Source organism: Nocardioides sp., assembly GCF_014360585.1.
Taxonomy (GTDB): domain Bacteria; phylum Actinomycetota; class Actinomycetes; order Propionibacteriales; family Nocardioidaceae; genus Nocardioides.
On record NZ_JACIXG010000006.1, the window covers coordinates 17,640 to 36,398 of the forward strand.

General features: G+C 70.8%; 18 protein-coding genes. 12 read left to right on the plus strand and 6 right to left on the minus strand.

Going from position 1 to position 18,759, the window contains the following annotated elements:
• Nucleotides 1–13 precede the first annotated feature (13 nt).
• Nucleotides 14–1,042, minus strand: coding sequence for a threonine aldolase family protein (locus tag H5T77_RS03445; RefSeq protein WP_292645071.1), 1,029 nt, complete (start codon nt 1,040–1,042; stop codon nt 14–16).
• Between the two features lie 91 nt (nt 1,043–1,133).
• On the opposite strand from H5T77_RS03445, the gene H5T77_RS03450 reads away from it, so the two are divergent.
• On the plus strand, nt 1,134–4,115 hold the full coding sequence (locus tag H5T77_RS03450) for an ATP-binding protein (protein WP_292645074.1): 2,982 nt from the start codon (nt 1,134–1,136) through the stop codon (nt 4,113–4,115).
• Between the two features lie 6 nt (nt 4,116–4,121).
• On the opposite strand, the gene H5T77_RS03455 is transcribed toward H5T77_RS03450, so the two are convergent.
• From H5T77_RS03455 to H5T77_RS03470, 4 genes are all read right to left on the minus strand, one after another.
• Complete coding sequence (locus H5T77_RS03455) at nt 4,122–4,886, minus strand: ABC transporter permease (RefSeq protein WP_292645077.1); 765 nt, start codon at nt 4,884–4,886, stop codon at nt 4,122–4,124.
• A 1-nt stretch (nt 4,887) separates the two neighbouring features.
• Nucleotides 4,888–5,754 carry an ATP-binding cassette domain-containing protein gene (locus H5T77_RS03460; protein ID WP_292645079.1) on the minus strand — a complete coding sequence of 289 codons (867 nt, stop codon included), beginning with the start codon at nt 5,752–5,754 and terminating at the stop codon, nt 4,888–4,890.
• A gap of 111 nt (nt 5,755–5,865) precedes the next feature.
• Nucleotides 5,866–6,420 carry an LOG family protein gene (locus tag H5T77_RS03465; protein WP_292645082.1) on the minus strand — a complete coding sequence of 185 codons (555 nt, stop codon included), beginning with the start codon at nt 6,418–6,420 and terminating at the stop codon, nt 5,866–5,868.
• A 10-nt stretch (nt 6,421–6,430) separates the two neighbouring features.
• Nucleotides 6,431–7,258, minus strand: a complete 828-nt coding sequence (locus H5T77_RS03470) for a maleylpyruvate isomerase family mycothiol-dependent enzyme (RefSeq protein ID WP_292645085.1) — start codon at nt 7,256–7,258, stop codon at nt 6,431–6,433.
• A 73-nt stretch (nt 7,259–7,331) separates the two neighbouring features.
• Between H5T77_RS03470 and argC the strand changes: the two genes are divergently transcribed.
• The 9 genes from argC to H5T77_RS03515 all read left to right on the plus strand — a co-directional run bounded on the left by argC (nt 7,332) and on the right by H5T77_RS03515 (nt 16,202).
• Nucleotides 7,332–8,369: an N-acetyl-gamma-glutamyl-phosphate reductase gene (argC, locus tag H5T77_RS03475; protein ID WP_292645087.1), complete on the plus strand. Its 1,038-nt coding sequence runs from the start codon at nt 7,332–7,334 to the stop codon at nt 8,367–8,369.
• A 169-nt stretch (nt 8,370–8,538) separates the two neighbouring features.
• On the plus strand, nt 8,539–9,393 hold the full coding sequence (gene argB / locus H5T77_RS03480) for an acetylglutamate kinase (RefSeq protein WP_292645283.1): 855 nt from the start codon (nt 8,539–8,541) through the stop codon (nt 9,391–9,393).
• Entirely contained in the window at nt 9,390–10,592 is a 1,203-nt protein-coding gene (locus tag H5T77_RS03485; protein ID WP_292645089.1) for an acetylornithine transaminase, read from the plus strand. Before argB ends, H5T77_RS03485 begins: the two co-directional genes overlap by 4 nt.
• A complete protein-coding gene (gene argF, locus H5T77_RS03490; protein WP_292645091.1) occupies nt 10,589–11,512 on the plus strand; it encodes an ornithine carbamoyltransferase in 924 nt (307 codons plus the stop codon). The genes H5T77_RS03485 and argF overlap by 4 nt, the downstream gene beginning before the upstream one ends.
• Nucleotides 11,509–12,036 (plus strand): arginine repressor, encoded by a 528-nt coding sequence (locus H5T77_RS03495; RefSeq protein ID WP_292645092.1) that lies wholly within the window; start codon nt 11,509–11,511, stop codon nt 12,034–12,036. The genes argF and H5T77_RS03495 overlap by 4 nt, the downstream gene beginning before the upstream one ends.
• A 25-nt stretch (nt 12,037–12,061) precedes the next feature.
• A complete protein-coding gene (argG, locus tag H5T77_RS03500; RefSeq protein ID WP_292645094.1) occupies nt 12,062–13,522 on the plus strand; it encodes an argininosuccinate synthase in 1,461 nt (486 codons plus the stop codon).
• Nucleotides 13,522–14,946, plus strand: a complete 1,425-nt coding sequence (gene argH / locus H5T77_RS03505) for an argininosuccinate lyase (protein ID WP_292645096.1) — start codon at nt 13,522–13,524, stop codon at nt 14,944–14,946. Before argG ends, argH begins: the two co-directional genes overlap by 1 nt.
• 88 nt (nt 14,947–15,034) lie before the next feature.
• Entirely contained in the window at nt 15,035–15,646 is a 612-nt protein-coding gene (locus H5T77_RS03510; RefSeq protein WP_292645098.1) for a DNA-3-methyladenine glycosylase, read from the plus strand.
• Nucleotides 15,647–15,782: 136 nt separating this feature from the next.
• Entirely contained in the window at nt 15,783–16,202 is a 420-nt protein-coding gene (locus H5T77_RS03515; protein ID WP_292645103.1) for a single-stranded DNA-binding protein, read from the plus strand.
• 12 nt (nt 16,203–16,214) lie between these two features.
• Here H5T77_RS03515 and H5T77_RS03520 read toward each other — a convergent pair whose 3' ends face one another.
• On the minus strand, nt 16,215–17,375 hold the full coding sequence (locus tag H5T77_RS03520) for a DUF1015 family protein (protein ID WP_292645106.1): 1,161 nt from the start codon (nt 17,373–17,375) through the stop codon (nt 16,215–16,217).
• 65 nt (nt 17,376–17,440) lie between these two features.
• Here H5T77_RS03520 and H5T77_RS03525 point away from each other — a divergent pair, with 65 nt between their 5' ends.
• Nucleotides 17,441–18,490, plus strand: a complete 1,050-nt coding sequence (locus H5T77_RS03525) for an HAD-IIA family hydrolase (protein ID WP_292645109.1) — start codon at nt 17,441–17,443, stop codon at nt 18,488–18,490.
• Complete coding sequence (locus tag H5T77_RS03530) at nt 18,487–18,753, plus strand: hypothetical protein (RefSeq protein ID WP_292645113.1); 267 nt, start codon at nt 18,487–18,489, stop codon at nt 18,751–18,753. Before H5T77_RS03525 ends, H5T77_RS03530 begins: the two co-directional genes overlap by 4 nt.
• Nucleotides 18,754–18,759: the final 6 nt, after the last annotated feature.

The window sequence follows — 18,759 nt, forward strand, 5'->3', positions numbered from 1 at the left end:
GCCCGGTTCCACCTCAGCCGAGCGCCTTGCGCAGGGCGCTGAGGACGGTGTCGATCTCCTCCGGAGTCGTCGCCCACGAGGTGACGAACCGGACCTGGCCGCCGAGGCGGTAGAAGAGCACACCCGAGGCCTCGAGCCGGTCGGCGACCGCGTCCGGGACCTCGGCGAAGACCAGGTTGGCGTCGGGAGAGTTCACCAGCTTCACGCCCAGTTCGGTCAGCCCGGCGCAGAGATCGCGCATGCGCTCGTTGGCGTTGCGGGCGTTGGTGAGCCAGAGGTCGTCGCTGAGGTAGGCCAGCAGCTGGGCCGACTGGTAGCGCATCTTCGAGGTGACGTGCCCGCTGCGCTTCGTGCGGTAGACCAGCTCGTCCGCCGGAGCGTCGGAGAAGCAGACGATCGCCTCGGCCGAGAGGGCACCGTTCTTGGTGGCGCCCAGGGAGAGCACGTCCACCCCGGCCCGCCAGGTCAGGTCTGCCGGCGTGGCACCGGTCGCCACGACAGCGTTGGCGAACCGGGCGCCGTCGAGGTGCACCCGCAGGTCGCGGGTCTTCGCGATCGCGGTCAGCTCGGTGATCTCCGCGACCGAGTAGACCGTGCCGTAGTCGGACGGTGAGGTCAGCGAGAGGACGGTCGGCTGGGAGTGGTGCGGGTCGCCCCAACGTACGCCGTCGAGGTGGGCCTGCAGCGCCTCCGGCGCCATCTTGTAGCCCTCGCCCGTGACGCCCGTCATCACCGCGCCGCCAGCCAGCAGCGAGGTCGCGCCTCCCTCGCTGGTCATGATGTGCGCGGTCTCGTGGCACACCACCGAGCCCCAGGGCGGGGTCAGTGCGGAGAGCGAGAGGGCGTTGGCGGCGGTTCCGCTCAGGACCGGGAAGACGCGGGCGGTGGGGTGCTCGAAGACCTCGCGCACCCGGTTCTCGAGCGCGGCGGTCACCTCGTCACCGCCGTAGGCGAGTGCGGAGCCGGAGTTGACGGCTGCCATCGCCTCCAGGATCGCGGGGGAGACGGAGGCGGCGTTGTCAGAGCGCAGTTCGACGGTCACGGTCCTATTCTCGTCATGGCGGGTCCGCTCGCCCGCGGGAGGTCCGAAATCCCGTACGTACGCGATATATCGCTATGGCAGAATGGCGGCTGTGGCGACGCTGAGTGTGCTGGACGAGGTCACCTGGGCAGGTGCGCCGGTGGCCGGCGAGCGGACCAGGGCGCTGTTTCGTGCCCTGGTCGAGGCCGGTCCGCGAGGTGCCTCCGAGGCCGCGCTGGTCGAGGAGATCTGGGGCCGCGACGACATCCCGGCCAACCCCGCCAAGGCGCTCCAGGTCGTGGTCTCCCGGGCCCGGTCGGCGACCGACCCCGGCGCCATCGAACGTACGCCGCAGGGCTACCGCCTCGGCCTCGAGACCGGTGACGTCGGCGCCTGGTCGCTGCGCCCGCAGGCACTGAGGCTGGCGGCGGAGAAGAGGTACGCCGCGGCGCTCCCGCTCCTCGAACGGCTCGACCGCCGCGACCCGGACGAAGTGGTCACCGAGGCGCTGCTCCGTGCGGTCGCCGCGGTGCACGGTGCGCCGGCGGCGCTGGAGCGCTTCGAGGCGTACCGGTCCGGGCTGGCCGACGGGCTCGGAGTCGACCCGAGCCCGCGGCTGCGAGCCGTCCACGCCGAGCTGCTCGCGCGCGACCGTCCGGTGCGCTCGGGGCTGCGCCACGACGCGGATCTGCTGATCGGGCGTGAGCAGGACACCGCCGAGGTCTCCGCCCTGCTGAAGAGCTCGCGGGTCGTCACGATCCTGGGGCCCGGCGGGCTGGGGAAGACCAGTCTGGCCCAGGTGATCGCCCACAGCGCCGAGCAGCCGGTGGTCCATGTCGTCGAGCTGGTCGGCGTGACCGCGCCCGACGACCTGGTCAGCGAGGTGGGCTCGGCCGTCGGCGTGCGTGACTCGGTCGCCCGGCGCGACCGGCTCACCCCTGACCAGCGGGCCGACGTGCGGTCGCGGGTCGCGCAGCAGCTCGACGGCGTCCCGACCCTGCTCGTGCTCGACAACTGCGAGCACGTCGTGAGCGCCGTCGCCGACCTGGTCGCCTTCCTGGTCGCCACGGTGCGCGACCTGACGGTCCTCACGACCTCCCGCAGCCCGCTCGCCATCGGCGCGGAGCGGGTCTACCCGCTCGGCCGGCTGGGGACGTACGACGGTCGTGAGCTGTTCCGCCGCCGTGCGGTCGCCGCTCGGCCCGGTGTCCATCTCGACGAGGCCCGGGTCGACGAGATCGTCACCCGGCTCGACGGCCTTCCGCTGGCGATCGAGCTGGCCGCGGTGAAGGTGCGCGCGATGTCGGTCGAGGACATCGCGCGGCGGCTGGAGAACCGGTTCGAGCTGCTGCGCGGCGGCGACCGCAGCGCTCCCGATCGCCACCAGACCCTGATCGCGGTGATCGACTGGTCCTGGAACCTCCTCGCCGAGCGCGAGCGGCGGGCGATGCGCTGGCTCTCGGTCTTCCACGACGGGTTCACCCTCGCGGCGGCCGAGGCGATGCTCGGCGACGACACCTTCGCCGCGATCGAGGAGCTCGTCGACCAGTCGTTGCTGACGGTGGTCGATGCGCCGGCGGCGTTCCGCTATCGCATGCTCGAGACCGTCCGGGAGTTCGGTCGGATGCAGCTGATCGACGCCGGCGAGGACACCGCCGCCCGCGCGGCGCAGCGCGCGTGGGCGCGTGCCTACGCCGACGCCGGGTCGAGCCGGCTCTACTCGCCGGAGCAGTTCGACGCCATGGACGACCTGCGCGCGGAGGAGAGCAACCTCGCCGACATCCTGCGCCAGGTCCTGGCCGATGACGAGGCCGAGTCCGTGATCCGCCTCTTCTGCGCGGTCGGTGTCTTCTGGACCATCGCGGGCGAGCATCAGCGCGTGATCATGCTGTCCGGGCCGATCTCCGAGCTCCTCGAGGAGTGGGAGCCGGCGCCCGAGCTGCGGGAGAAGACGCGACTCGTCCTGGCGCTGCTGCTCTTCGGCGCCGCCGTCACCCGTGGCTCCGGTCTGGAGCGGCTGATGAGGATCCTCGACCGGGTCGGCACCGAGGCCGCCGACCCGCAGCTCAGAGTGATGCTCAAGGTGATGGTGGCGATGGCCGGCACCACCCAGACCCGTGCCGGCGAGCCCCAGCGGCTGCTGGAGGACGAGCTGGCCGACCTGGTCGCCGACCCCGACCCGGAGGTGCGCGCCCGCGCCTACACGTTCCTCAGCCACGAGCGGGAGAACCTCGGCGATCCCGAGGGTGCGGTCGCCGCCGGCGTGGAGGCGCTGCGCCTGACCGGCTCCGAAGGCGGGCCCTGGCCGCGCGCGATGCTGCACGCCCAGCTCAGCGGCCTCTACGCCCAGCTCGGCCGGCTCGAAGAGGCCGCCCACCACGCCCGCGAGGCCGCACCCGTCCTGCGCCGTCTCGGCGCCGACGACGACCTCGTCCAGACCCAGGCGATCCTGGTGACGTACGCAGTGGAGCAGGGCCACCTCGAGGAGGCCGCCGAGATACTCGCCGAGCTCACCGACGAGCAGCCCCGCGGCGGCTTCGGCTCCCGGGGTGCCGTCCACGGCGCCCGGGCCCAGCTCCTCCTCGCCCAGGGACGGGTCGGCGAGGGGGTGACCCTGTTTCGTGAAGTGGTGGAGACGATGGGCGAGCTGCCGTTCCCCGGGTTCACCGACGACCCCGACCTGACGCCGTGGCGGGTCGCGGCCGAGGCGGTCGCGCTGGTCGGCTGTGCACGCCACGGCGAGGGGACCGATGGCGCCGACCTGTTCGAGGCCCTGATGGCGAAAGCGCCGCGTCTGGTCTCCGCGGAGCGCCGGTCCCAGGACTTCCCTGTCACCGGCATGCTGCTGCTCGCGCTGGGCCTGTGGGGCCTGCTGCGCGACGCGCTGCCGCGTGAGGAGTCGGTGCGGCTGGTGGTGCTGGCCGACCGGTTCGGCTACTCCCGTTCGTTCCTGGACATGCGCTGGGAGCTCGCGGTCGCCGATGCGACGCGGTTCGCGCCCGGCGTACTCGAGCGGGTCACGGAGGAGTACGGCGAGCGCCGCGGGCCCGCCCTGCTGGACGAGGCCCGCGGCGTCATCGCACGGCTGAGCTGAGGACCCTCAGAGCTTCTTGCTGTAGGCCCACACGACGCTCAGGGTGAGGTCGCCGGCGTTCATCAGGTCGCGGGTGGCGTTGATGACCAGGGTGACCGGGTTGACGCCGACGAAGGCCTGCAGCCACTCCGGCATCGTCTCCTTGGGCACGAACGCGGGGGAGAGGAAGGTCAGCGGGAACATGATCATCATGCCGAGCCCCTGGACGCCGCCGGCGGACTTCATGACCGTCCCCAGCCAGGTGAAGATCCAGCTCAGCGACCAGCCGGCGAAGATGGTCAGCGCCCAGCCGGCGAGCACCCCGCCGACCCCGCCGCCGGGGCGGTAGCCCATGGCGAGGCCGACCGCGATGGTCAGGGTCGCCGCGATCCCGTAGCGGAGCAGGTCTGCGACCGCCGGGCCGGCCAGCGGTGCGATCCGGGCGATCGGGAGAGCCTTGAACCGGTCGAAGACACCCTTGTCCATGTCCTCGCGCAGCTGGGTGCCACGCGCCATCGAGGCGGTCAGCGCGGTCTGGGCGAGGATTCCCGTGATCACCGTCGGCAGGTAGGCCTTCACGTCACCCGAGATCGCACCGCCGAAGATGAAGGCGAACATCGCGGTGAACAGCAGCGGCTGCAGCGTGACGTCGAAGAACTGCTCGGGGTTGCGCATCATCTTGATGTACGCCCGCCGGGCCATGGTCAGCGTCTGGCTGATCGTCTCGCCGATGCTCGGGTGAGCCCTGAGCGGGCGGTCGGCGACGGCGTAGGTGGAGATCAGTGCAGCCATCTCAGGCCACCTCCTCGGTGCGGATGTCGTGGTCGGTGGACTGGGCGCGGTCGGGGTCCTCGGAGTTCTCCGAGCTCGCGGTGCCGTGGCCGGTCAGGGCGAGGAAGACCTCGTCGAGGGTCGGCTGCTGCACGTTGGCGGTGGTGATCGAGATGTCGGCGTGGCGAAGACCGATGAGTACGTCGGCGGCCCGGTCGGCGTCCGCCAGCGGAACATTGACGCCGCCGGCCTCGGGCGTGAGCACCGGACGGTCGCCGGTCACCTTCTCGACCACGGCCGCCGCGGTGGCGATCTGCGTCTTGTCGCTCAACCGAAGGTGCAGCGTGGAGCTGCCGACGGAGGTCTTGAGCTCCTCCGAGGTGCCCTCGGCGACCTTGACGCCACGGTCGATGACCGCGATCCGGTCGGCGAGCTGGTCGGCCTCGTCGAGATACTGCGTGGTCAGCAGGACGGTGGAGCCGCCGGCCACCAGCGTACGGATGGTGTCCCACATCTGGCCCCGGGTGCGTGGGTCCAGGCCGGTGGTCGGCTCGTCGAGGAAGATCAGCGGCGGTCGGCTCAGGAGCGAGGCGGCGAGGTCGAGACGGCGGCGCATGCCGCCGGAGAACTTCGAGATCTGCCGCTTGGCGGCCTCTTCGAGGCCGAAGGACTCCAGGAGCTCCTCCGAGGCCGCGCGGGCGGCCTTGCCGGACATGCCGAGCAGGCGACCGAAGAGGACGAGGTTCTCGGTTGCGGTGAGGTTCTCGTCGACCGAGGCGTACTGGCCGGTCACGCCGACGAGCTGGCGTACCTGATGAGGGGACGCCTTGACGTCGACCCCGAAGATCTCCGCCTCGCTGGCATCGATCGGGAGCAGGGTCGCGAGCATTCGGAGTTGGTTGTCATGCTCCCAGGGTGTGGGCCGGCGGTTTCAGGCCGCCTTCACCGTGGTTTCACGACGCGGGCTCGGGGTTTCAAACGCGCCCAGTCAATGGCCCAGTCAGCGGGCGGCGTCGAGGCGGGCGAGGACGTCGTCGAGGTCGTCGCCGACCACGAGGGTCTCGGCGGGGGAGCCGTGCAGGAACCCCGCCGCGGCGATGCGTTCCATCATCTCCACGAGCGGGTCCCAGAAGCCGTTGACGTTGAGGAGGCCCACCGGCTTGCCGTGCAGCGACAGGGTCTGCCAGGTCCAGACCTCGAAGAGCTCCTCGAGGGTGCCGATTCCGCCAGGAAGGGCGAGGAACGCGTCGGCCCGCTCGGCCATGAGCGCCTTGCGCTCGTGCATCGTGTCGACCACGAGCGTCTGCATCCCCGGCGCGCCTTCGACGCGACCCCACTCGCGGTCGACCATGAACCGTGGGATCACGCCGAAGATCTTGCCGTTGCCGTCGATCGCACCCTGGGAGATCTGGCCCATCAGGCCGCCGCCACCGGCTCCGTAGACCAGCTCGATCCCGCGCTCCGCGAGGCCCCTGCCGACCGCGTAGGCACTCTCCGAGAGCGCAGGATCGTTGCCGTCGCGGGACCCGAGGAAGACCGCCAGGTGCTTGATCATGCGGGAGAGGTTAGTCGTCGTTGATGGGCTGATTGGTCAACGCGCGGAAGCGGTCGTAGATGTCCTTGTCGCCGGTGACCTCGATGCCCTCGTCGTCGCGGCGGCGCCAGAGCCAGGCGACCAGGTCGGCCGCGGTGCCGGCCACGACGGCGTCCGGCTCGGTGCCGGCGGGGAGCGACTGCGCGGCGACGACGCTGAGGTCGGGCTCGTCCGCCATGGTGTCGCTGTCCGGACGGGTGCCGGAGACGAGCCCGAGCTGGACCCAGGTGTGGGTGTCGGTGTCGACGGCGTCGATCCGGACGTACTGGTCGCTGCCCGCGAAGGTCGCCCACTCGGGCTTGCCGCCGTAGAAGATGTCGAGGACCTCGTCGATCCCGTCGGCGGCCAGGGCCGGGTCGATCGGCGTCACGGCGCCGGCGGTGAGCTCGGCGTCGAGGCGGTGGATCAGGATCTCGTGGGCCTGTCGGCGGTAGGTGAAGCCGGCGGTCTGCTCGTGCGACCACGACCAGGTGGGCTCGTCGGGTCCGGTCTTCTCCAGGGTCGCCACGAACTCGGCGTTGACCTCGTCGAAGTAGTCGAGCAGCTCCTGGTAGGTGGCGTCCTTCGGCCGCTCGGGCTCGTCGTAGGTCTCGCTCGTCGGCGCGGCCGGACGGGTCTCCAGGACGTACGTCCAGAAGTGCTGCACCTCGCCGGCGACGTGCCACAGCAGATCGGCGGCGGTCCACTCAGGAGCGGTCGGGACCGGGGCTGCGGGGTCTGTGTGTGCGAGCGCGGAGCGGAAGAGCGCCGACTCCGACCTGATGTGGTCGAGGTAGGCGGTGGGGTCGAGGCGGGTCATGGGCGAACACTAGGTGTTGGTGTCTCAGGGTGCGAACGGGTTTTGCGCGAGGCATACAGGTGAGCGTATGGTCATGCATATGACGAAGAAGCGCGTCGCCGTCGCCGGTGCCAGTGGATATGCCGGAGGTGAGCTGCTCAGGCTGCTGCTGGCCCACCCCGAGGTGGAGATCGGCGCTCTGACCGCCGCCTCCAGCGCGGGCAAGACCCTGGGCGGCCTCCAACCACACCTGGTCCCGCTGGCCGACCGGGTGCTGGAGCCCACCAACGCCGAGACCTTGGCCGGCCACGATGTCGTCTTCATGGCGCTGCCGCACGGTGAGTCCGGGCCGATCGCGGCCGGCCTCGCCGACGACGTGGTCGTGATCGACTGCGGCGCCGACTACCGGCTCGCCGACGCCGAGACGTGGACGAAGTTCTACGGCACCGACCACGCCGGGACCTGGCCCTACGGGCTGCCCGAGCTGCCTGGTCAGCGGGCAGCGCTCTCCGCGGCCAGCCGGATCGCGGTCCCGGGCTGCTTCCCGACCGTCTCCACCCTGGCGCTTGCCCCGGCGGTCGAAGCCGGCATCATCGAGCCCGAGGTCGTCGTGGTCGCCGCCACCGGCACCAGCGGCGCCGGAAAGTCGTCCAAGCCGAACCTGATCGGTGCCGAGGTCATGGGCAACGTCAGCGCCTACGGTGTCGGTGGCGTCCACCGGCACACCCCCGAGATCGTCCAGAACCTCTCCGCGCTGGTCGACGGCGAGGTCTCGGTCTCGTTCACCCCGGTCCTGGTGCCGATGCCGCGCGGCATCCTGGCGACCTGCTCGGCCAAGCTCGCCGGCACCGTGACCGCGGCGGATGCGCGTGCGGTCTACGAGAAGGCGTACGGCGATGAGCCCTTCGTCCACCTGCTTCCCGAGGGTCAGTGGCCCCAGACGCAGGCCGTGCTCGGCTCCAACGCCGTCCACCTGCAGGTGACCGTCGACGAGGCCGCCGGGCGGCTGGTCGTCGTCGGGGCCGAGGACAACCTCGCCAAGGGCACCGCCGGGGGAGCGATCCAGTGCATGAACCTCGCCCTCGGTCTCGAGGAGACCACCGGGCTGAGCACGGTTGGAGTGGCGCCGTGAACGAGCGTCAGCGAGTGAACGTCAAGACCGTCACGCCGCCGCGTCCGTATTCTGGCGCCTGCGCTACGGAGGTGGCGGCGTGAACTTCGAGCTCGAGACCGTTACCCACGAGCCCGGCAGGCCTGATCCTGCCAAGGCTCGCACGCTCGCCGGCGCGCTGCCGTGGCTGATGGAGTATCACGGCAAGATCGTGGTGGTGAAGTACGGCGGCAACGCCATGACCGACGACAAGCTCAAGCGTGCCTTCGCCGAGGACATCGCCTTCATGCGGTTCGCCGGTTTCAAGCCGGTGGTCGTGCACGGCGGTGGTCCGCAGATCTCCTCGATGCTCGACCGGCTCGGTATCGAGTCGGAGTTCCGGGGCGGCCTGCGGGTGACCACGCCGGAGGCGATGGACGTCGTACGCATGGTCCTGGTCGGCCAGGTCCAGCGTGAGCTGGTCGGGCTGATCAACGAGCACGGACCGCTGGCCGTCGGGCTCTCAGGCGAGGACGCCGGACTCTTCACCGCTGAGCCGGCCAGCACCGTCGTGGACGGCGAGGAGGTCGACCTCGGCCAGGTCGGCGAGGTCGTCGACGTACGTCCCTCGTCGGTTCTCGACATCATCGAGGCCGGCCGGATCCCGGTGGTCTCCAGCGTCGCCCCCGACGCGGACGGGGCCATCTACAACGTCAACGCCGACCGCGCCGCCTCGGCGCTCGCGGTCGCGCTGAAGGCCGAGAAGCTGCTCGTGCTCACCGACGTCGAGGGCCTCTACCTCGACTGGCCCGACCCCGAGGAGGTCATCGGCGAGATCAGCCCCGAGGCGCTGGAGGGCATCCTGCCCGAGCTCGCCAGCGGGATGATCCCGAAGATGAGCGCCTGCCTCGAGGCGGTCAAGGGCGGCGTCAAGCGCGCCACCGTCGTCGACGGTCGCGAGGAGCACGCCGTGCTGCTGGAGCTGTTCACCGCCGAGGGAGTCGGCACCCAGGTGCTCCCCGGCGTCACCACCAAGACCCGCAAGGCAAGGGAGCTGGACCGATGACCACCGCTGAGTCCAATTCTTGGCAAGAGCGCTATGCCGGCGCGCTGATGAACACCTTCGGCGCCCCGAAGCTGGTCCTCACCCGAGGTCAGGGTGCCCACGTGTGGGACGAGAACGGCAAGGAGTACGTCGACCTGCTGGCCGGCATCGCGGTCAACGCGCTCGGCCACGCCCACCCGGCGCTCGTCTCCGCGGTGACGTCGCAGATGGAGTCCCTCGGCCACGTCTCCAACTTCTTCACCTCCCACCCGCAGGTCGAGCTGGCCGAGGCGCTGCTCGCCCGGATGCCGGGAGGCGAGAGCGGACGGGTCTTCTTCACCAACTCCGGCACCGAGGCCAACGAGGCCGGATTCAAGCTGACCCGGCGCACCGGGCGCAGGCACATCGTGGCTGCTCAGGGCGCCTTCCACGGCCGCACGATGGGTGCCCTGGCGCTGACCGCCAAAGAGGCCTACCGGGCGCCTTTCGAGCCGCTGCCGGGCGATGTCACCTTCGTCCCGTACGGCGACGCAGAGGCGCTGGCGGCCGCGGTGACCGACGAGACCGCGGCGATCATCCTGGAGCCGATCCAGGGTGAGGCCGGCGTGATCGTCCCGCCCGCCGACTACCTGGCCTCCGCGCGAGCGGTGGCAGACGAGCACGGCGCCCTGCTCTGGCTCGACGAGGTGCAGTCCGGCCTGGGGCGTACCGGCCGCTGGTTCGCCCACGAGACCTCTGGCATCACCGCCGACATCGTCACCCTGGCCAAGGGGCTCGGCGGCGGCTTCCCGATCGGTGCCTGCATCGGCCTCGGCCGGGCGGCGACGCTCTTCGAGCCCGGCAACCACGGCACCACCTTCGGTGGCAACCCGGTCGCCTGCGCCGCGGGCCTCGCGGTGATCGAGACCATCGAGTCCGAGGGCCTCCTCGAGCACGTCACGGTGCTCGGGCAGAAGCTGCGCGACGGTCTCGCAGCCGACCCGCGCGTCGCGCGGGTCGATGGCGAAGGCCTCTTCATCGGAGTGGTTCTCGCCGGTCTCGACTCGGGCGCTGTCGCTGCCGCCGCGCTCGAGGCGGGTTTCATCCTCAACAACGCCACGCCCGAGCGGATCCGGCTCGTCCCGCCGCTGGTGCTCACCGAGGACGACGCCGAGAGCCTCCTCGCCGCCTGGCCCGGGATCCTCGACGCTGCCCAAGCATCGGCACAGGAGCCACAATGACCAGGCACTTCCTCCGGGACGACGACCTCACCCCGGCCGAGCAGGCCGAGGTGCTGGCGCTCGCGGCGGCGATGAAGCAGGATCCCTACGCCGCCAAGCCGCTCGCCGGGCCGGTGACCGTCGCGACGATCTACGACAAGCCGACCCTGCGGACCCAGGCCTCCTTCTCCTCCGGGATCGCCGAGCTCGGCGGCCACTCGATGCTCATCGACGGCCGTCTGGCCGGGATCGGCGAGCGGGAGTCGGTCGCCGACGTCGCCCGGGTGCTCGGTCGGCAGGCCGGCGAGATCGTGTGGCGTACGTACGCCCAGTCGAGCATCGAGGAGATGGCCGCCCACTCCGGGGTTCCGGTCGTCAACGCCCTCACCGACGACTTCCACCCGTGCCAGCTGCTCGCGGATCTGCAGACGCTGCAGGAGCACAAGGGGTCCCTGGCCGGCCTGACCGCGGCCTTCCTGGGCGACGCCGCCTGCAACATGGGCAACTCGTGGGCGCTGGCCGGAGCCATCGCCGGGATGCACGTCCGGTTCGGGGCCCCGGAGGGCTATGCGCCCGACGCGGACGTGCTGGTCCGGGCGAAGGAGATCGCCCAGGAGACCGGCGGGTCGGTCACCGTGACCCCTGACCCGGTCGCGGCGGCAGCGGGGGCCGACGTACTCATCACCGACACCTGGATCTCGATGGGCAAGGAGAGCGAGACGGCCGCCCGGCTCGCGGTCTTCTCGCCCTACGCGCTGACCACCGAGCTGATCGGCCATGCCGACGACGACGCGGTCGTGCTCCACTGCCTGCCCGCGTACCGCGGCAAGGAGATCGAGGCCGAGGTGCTGGACGGCCCGCGCAGCCTGGTGTGGGACGAGGCGGAGAACCGGCGCCACGCGCAGAAGGCGATCTTGGCCTTCTTGTGGGAGCGGCGATGACCACGAACGAGGCCCAGCGGCCGGCGACCAAGGGAGCGCGCCAGTCCCTGATCGTCGACATCATCTGGAGCACCGAGATCAAGTCGCAGACCGAGCTGGCCGAGGCGCTGCTCTCGCACGGGGTCCACGTCACCCAGGCGACGCTCTCGCGTGACCTGGACGAGCTCGACGCGGTGAAGGTACGGGCGGCCAACGGGTCTCTCGTCTACGCGATCCCCGGCGAGGGCGGCGACCGCAGCTCGGTGGCGCCGGGGGAGTCCGCCAGCGGCCGAAGCAAGCTCGGTCGACTCGCCCGCGAGCTCCTGGTGAGCGCGGACGGGAGCGCCAACCTGGTGGTGCTGCGTACGCCTCCGGGGGCTGCGCAGTACTTCGCATCGGCCGTCGACCGGGCGGACTATCCCGACATCCTCGGCACCATCGCCGGCGACGACACCGTGCTCGTCATCGGCCGCGAGCCCCAGGGCGGAGCGGCGCTCGTCGACCGCTTCCTCAGCCTCGCCGGCAAGACCCCAGACATTCAGTAGATTTCTAAGCAAGGAGCAACATCTCGTGAGCAAGGTACTGACCTCCCTTCCCAAGGGCGAGCGCGTCGGCATCGCCTTCTCCGGAGGCCTCGACACCTCCGTGGCGGTCGCCTGGATGCGCGACAAGGGCGCGGTGCCGTGCACCTACACCGCTGACATCGGGCAGTACGACGAGCCCGACATCTCCGGTGTGCCGGACCGCGCGATGGCGTACGGCGCCGAGATCGCCCGCGCCATCGACATCAAGCCGCAGCTCGTCGAGGAGGGCCTAGCCGCGCTCGCCTGCGGCGCCTTCCACATCCGCTCCGGTGGCCGCGCCTACTTCAACACCACCCCGCTCGGCCGCGCCGTCACCGGCACCATGCTGGTGCGGGCCATGCAGGCCGACGACGTCAACATCTGGGGCGACGGGTCGACCTTCAAGGGCAACGACATCGAGCGGTTCTACCGCTACGGCCTGATGGCCAACCCCGAGCTGCGCATCTACAAGCCGTGGCTCGACGCCGACTTCGTCCACGAGCTCGGCGGGCGTCACGAGATGTCGGAGTGGCTGGTGGCGCACGACCTGCCCTACCGCGACTCCACCGAGAAGGCCTACTCCACCGACGCCAACATCTGGGGCGCCACCCACGAGGCCAAGACGCTGGAGCACCTCGACGTCTCGCTGGAGACCGTCGAGCCGATCATGGGCGTGAAGTTCTGGGACCCCTCGGTCGCCATCGAGACCGAGGACGTCTCGATCAGCTTCGTCGAGGGTCGCCCGGTGGCGATCAACGGCAAGTCCTACACCGACCCGGTGGAGCTGGTCTACGAGGCCAACGCGATCGGCGGCCGGCACGGTCTCGGCATGTCGGACCAGATCGAGAACCGGATCATCGAGGCGAAGTCCCGCGGCATCTACGAGGCGCCGGGGATGGCGCTGCTGTGGGCGGCGTACGAGCGGCTGCTCAACGCGGTGCACAACGAGGACACCATGGCCAACTACTACAACGAGGGCCGCAAGCTCGGCCGGCTGCTCTACGAGGGCCGCTGGCTCGACCCTCAGGCGCTGATGGTCCGCGAGTCCATCCAGCGCTGGATCGCCTCGCTGGTCTCCGGCACGGTCACCCTGCGGCTGCGCCGCGGCGAGGACTACACGATCCTCAACACCGAGGGGTCGCACTTCTCCTACCACCCCGAGAAGCTCTCCATGGAGCGCGTCGAGAACGCCGCCTTCGGCCCCGTCGACCGCATCGGCCAGCTGACCATGCGCAACCTCGACATCGCCGACTCGCGCTCCAAGCTCGAGGTCTACGCCGGGCACCCCCTCGACCAGGGCACCGTGCTCGTCGAGAACGGCACCCTCTTCGGTGAGCTCCCAGCCGGTGGCTTCGACCGCATCGCCGCCACCGACGGTAAGCCGCTCCCGGCCGCCCTCCCTGTCGACGGACCGGTCCTGGACGACTCGTTCCTGGACGAGGCTGCCATCGAGGCCGGGAACGACTGATGTCGAACACTCCTGCCAACACCACCAACGAGGGCAAGCTCTGGGGCGGCCGGTTCGCCGGCGGTCCTTCGCCGGAGCTCGAGGCGCTCTCCCGCTCGACGCAGTTCGACTGGCGGCTGGCGCTCTACGACATCGCCGGGTCGCACGCCCACGCCAAGGCGCTGGGGGCTGCGGGGCTGCTCACCGGCGACGAGGAGAACGAGATCCACCGTGGTCTCGACGTGCTCGCGGACCGGTTCACCGCCGGCCGGCTGACCCCGGCCGACTCCGACGAGGACGTGCACGGCGCGCTGGAGCGCCTGCTCATCGAGGAGGTCGGCCCCGACGTCGGCGGCAAGCTGCGGGCCGGGCGCTCGCGCAACGATCAGATCGCGACCCTCTTCCGCAACTACCTGCTCGACCACGAGCGGGTGCTGCGCGGGCTCGTGCTCGACCTCATCGACGCGCTCGCCGCGCAGGCAGACGAGAACATGGGCGCGATCATGCCCGGACGTACGCACCTCCAGCACGCCCAGCCGGTGCTTCTCTCGCACCACCTGATGGCGCACGCCTGGGCGCTGCTGCGAGACGTCGACAGGCTCGCCGACTGGCGCGAGCGGGTGATCTGCGACTCGCCCTACGGCTCCGGGGCGCTCGCGGGCCAGTCGCTCGGGCTCGACCCCGAGCTGGTCGCATCCGAGCTCGGCTTCACCGGCTCGAGCGCCAACTCGATCGACGGCACCGCCTCGCGTGACTTCGTGGCCGAGTTCGCCTACGTGTGCGCTCAGATCGGCGTCGACATCAGCCGGATTGCCGAGGAGATCATCCTGTGGGCGACCAGGGAGTTCGACTTCGTCACGCTGCACGACTCCTGGTCCACCGGGTCGAGCATCATGCCGCAGAAGAAGAACCCCGACATCTCCGAGCTGGCCCGCGGCAAGGCCGGACGCCTGGTCGGCAACCTGACCGGGCTGCTGACGACGCTGAAGGCGCTGCCGCTTGCCTACAACCGCGACCTGCAGGAGGACAAGGAGCCGGTCTTCGACTCCCTGGACACCCTCGAGGTGCTGCTCCCGGCCTTCACCGGACAGGTCGCGACGCTGGTCTACAACACCGACCGGATGGCCGAGCTCGCCCCGCAGGGGTTCTCGCTGGCCACCGACATCGCCGAGTGGCTGGTCCGGCAGGGCACCCCCTTTCGGATCGCCCATGAGCTGGCCGGGGCCTGCGTCCAGGCGGCGGAGAAGCGAGGCGTGGAGCTTGCCGAGCTGACCGACGAGGAGTTCGCGACGATCTCGCCGGCGCTCACTCCGGACGTACGTCTGGTGCTGACCATCGAAGGATCGGTCGCCTCCCGCGACGGCCGTGGTGGCACCGCGCCCGAGCGGGTCGCCGAGCAGCTCGCCGAGCTTCGGTCCAAGTCTGCCGGATTCCGCACCAGCTAGATTTGCGCCGAGATGCTCGCCCAGCGCCCCGGGCCGCCGCCCGAGGGCGCTGGGTCTGCTTCACCCACTGCGTGTCGAGGAGCTCAGTATGAATCAGGACTTCCTTGCCCGTGCCGCTGAAGAGGTCGCTCCCGAACTGCTCGGGAAGACTCTTTCCTGCGAGACCGCCGAGGGCGTTGTGACCATCGTCATCACGGAGACCGAGGCGTACTCCGGTACAGCTGACCCGGCCTCTCACGCCTACCGCGGCCGCAGCGCCCGCAACGCCACCATGTTCGGCCCCGCAGGGCATCTCTATGTCTACCGTTCCCATGGCATTCACTGGTGTGCCAACGTCGTCACTGCGACGGACGGTGTTGCGGCGGGAGTCCTCATCCGGGCGGGCAGAGTCGTCGTGGGCGAGGACCTGGCGCGGAAGCGGCGTGGGGAGCGGGTGGAGAGCACGCGCCTCGCCAAGGGTCCGGGGAACGTCGGCCAGGCGCTTGGCATCACCGGAGAGCACAACGGTGCAGATCTCCTGACAGGCCCGTCGATCAGGCTGTCCGAGGGCGAGTCGGTGCCGACCGAGCTCATCCAGGCTGGTCCTCGGGTGGGGGTGAGCAAGGCCCACGACTGGCAGCACCGCTTCTACGTGGCTGATGACCCGACGGTCTCGGCCTACCGGCTGAGTCCGAGAGTCAAGCCGGTCGCAGGAGACTGAGGCGAGTCCCGTCACCGCAAGGTCAGGCCGATCGCCGTCCACAGGACATGTTCAGACACGAGTTGTCCACAGGGCCTGTTCGCACTGCCAGAACTGTCGGCGCCCCTGACCAGGATGATGGGCGGAGGTGATCGAGATGACGGTCGCAAGGGTAGAGAAGGAGCCATCCCCGGACGATGGCGGACGCGCGGGGCGTGCCGAAGGGCTGGCAACGGTCAACGAGGTGCGGCTGATCGGCCGGCTGTCGTTGGCCGCGGAGGAGAGGCAGCTGCCGAGCGGTGACCAGCTGACCGCGTTCAGGGTGGTCGTGAACAGGCCACGCGACAAACGCCGGGGGAGCCGGGTGCAGATCGACGCGCTCGAGTGCCACACCTGGATTGCTCGGGTGCGGCGCGCGGCGATGACCTGGCAGGTGGGAGACGTCATCGAGGTCAACGGCTCCCTGCGCCGCCGGTTCTTCAAGACCGGTGGGCGGCTGCAGTCGATGACCGAGGTGGAGGTGCTGTCGGCCAGGCGGGTCAGCCGAGCCGGCGCCGCGGCCAGGCAGGCCAGCTAGCCGATGACGCGGCTAGTGCCGGGACTTCTCCAGACGCGCAGCGTCGAGAAGACGGATGAGCACCCCTGGGTGCGGCTTGGGCTGGAACGAGGTCGCCTTCTCCGGGAGCAGTTGCCCGACCGAGGCGGAGGAGAGGATGGTGTCGAACGTCGGCGCCGCCAGCAGCACGGCGACGTCGCGCCCCGGGCGGGCCCGCTTGAGAGCGGCATCGACCTGGTGAGCGTGCAAGACCCGAGACGGCTGCCGGCGCAGCTCCGGAAGGACTCGGTCGTGCAGGTAGCCGACGTCGCCGGTGGCAGGGCTTTCGGAGGTGTCGACCTCGAGCGTGGCCCAGCCACGGCCGTCGCTGACCACGATGACGCCAGGTCCGAGCCTGCCCAGGGCGGCCTCGCGCCCACCGGCGGTCCACGTCGCGCCGACGGACTCGGCTGCGGCCCGAAGATCGCGCAGGCTCACCCCGGCGAGCACCCGGTGGATCGCGCCGAGCTGCAGCGGGGTGTCGTCCTGGTCGATGAGCATCGCCAGACCGAAGTCCGTCGCGGCCGCGTCGCCGGGATCGGCCGGTCCCTGGAGCTCGGCGTAGGCCGCGTAGCGGTGGTGGCCGTCGGCGATCAGTGCCTGCTCGGTGGACCAGGCGTCGCGCAGCTGCCCGATCAGCGCCTCGTCGGTGATCGCCCAGACACGGTGGTGCTGGCCGCCGTGGTCGTCGTACTGCTCGTGGGGAGGGCTGCTCTGCATCCGGTCGAGCAGCTCGGCGACGCCGTCGGGCGCGTGATAGGTGAGCAGGATCGGCGCCGGGTGCACCCGCATCTGACGCATCCTGGAGGCCAGCTGCTCGGCTTGAGCGGTCCGTACGCCCTCGTGGGGGAGCACGGCGGCCTCACCGGGCTCGTCGGTGCGGTGCGAGACGTCGAGGATCCCGACGACGCCACGCACCGTGAGCCCGGCTGCGGTGTACTCGTGCAGGTAGAGCGCGGCGTCGCGGTGCTCATGCAGGTCCCCACGGGCCAGCCACGAGCTGATCCGGGAGGTGACCCCGCGATAGGGCCGGGAGTAGAGCCGCGCCGAGGTCGGGTCCCCGATCCGCGACGGCGCCAGGGAGAGCGCTCGAAAGGGCTCCAGCCGCAGCGGACGACGGAGGTACGGCGCCCTCACCACACCTGCATCGTCCATTCACACATCGTAGGGTCACACTGGTCCCATTCGCCGCACCCCCGACTCAGAGTGAGGAACTCAGTGTGTTGACCGGCCATCAGTTGAAGGGCTCAGACCGGGCGCTCGCCGCGGTCCACGACGTCGCGATGCTCGACCTCGACGGCGTGGTCTACATCGGCGGGGCCGCGGTCCCACGGGCCCCCGAGTCGCTCGCGGCGGCACGTGAGTCCGGCCTCCGCCTGGCGTTCATCACCAACAACGCCGCCCGGCCGCCGGCCAAGGTGGCCGAGAACATCCGCAACCTGGGGATCGAGGCGAGCGCCGACGACGTCGTCACCTCGGCGCAGGCCGCCGTGCACGTCCTGGCCGAGCGGCTCGCCCCGGGGACGAAGGTGGTCAACCTGGGCGCCGCCGGCCTGCGTGAGCCGCTCGAAGCAGCCGGACTGGTGCCGGTGGCCGTCGACGAGGACGCCGAGGCGATCGTCACCGGGTACAACCCCGACCTGCTGTGGAAGGACATCCTCCGCGGGGCGGTCCGGATCAAGGACGGCCTCTTCTGGGTCGCCAGCAACACCGACATGACCTTCCCGGCCGCCTACGGGATGGCGCCGGGCCACGGCGTCCTGGTCGACACCCTGCGCCGCTTCTCGGGGGTCGAGCCGATCGTCGCGGGCAAACCGTCGCGCCCGCTGCTGGAGGAGACCATCCGGCGCACCGAGGCCGAGCATCCGCTGATGGTCGGCGACCGGCTCGACACCGACATCGAGGGCGGGCGTAACGCCGACATCGACACGTTGTTGGTGCTCACCGGCGTGACCGGGCTCGAGGATCTGGTCGCGGCCGCGCCGCACCAGCGCCCGACGTACATCTCCTCCGACCTCGGCGGGCTGCTGGAGGCCCACTCCGCGCCCGAGAGCGAAGGCACGACCGCGCGGCTGGGCGGCTGGACGGCAGAGGTACGCGACGGCGAGCTGCGCGTCACGGGGCAGGGCAGCGCCGACGACTGGTGGCGGGCCGCCGCAACCAGCGCCTGGGCGCACCTGGACGAGACCGGGGCAGTGGTGACGCTCGGCGCACAGGCCGCGCCGCCTCGTCCGGACGCCGACGGCGAGACGGTAGTCTCGGGCTCATGAGCGAGCAGCACTTCGACGAGACTCCGGCCCCGGCCGGATTGGGCGGCGCCGGCACGGCGCCGCACACCGGTGTCGCCCGCGTCGACGCGGTCCTCGAGACGCTCGACCGGCTCGAGGAGCTGCCGCTGGCCGAGCACGTCGGCCTCTTCGAGGCCGCTCACACCGAGCTGCGCCGCGCCCTGGACCCCGACACGGGCGCCCATGACGCAATGGCCCGGATCGCCTCGGCGTCCGGTGGGCCCCAGCCGACCGACCAGCCCTGAGAGGCG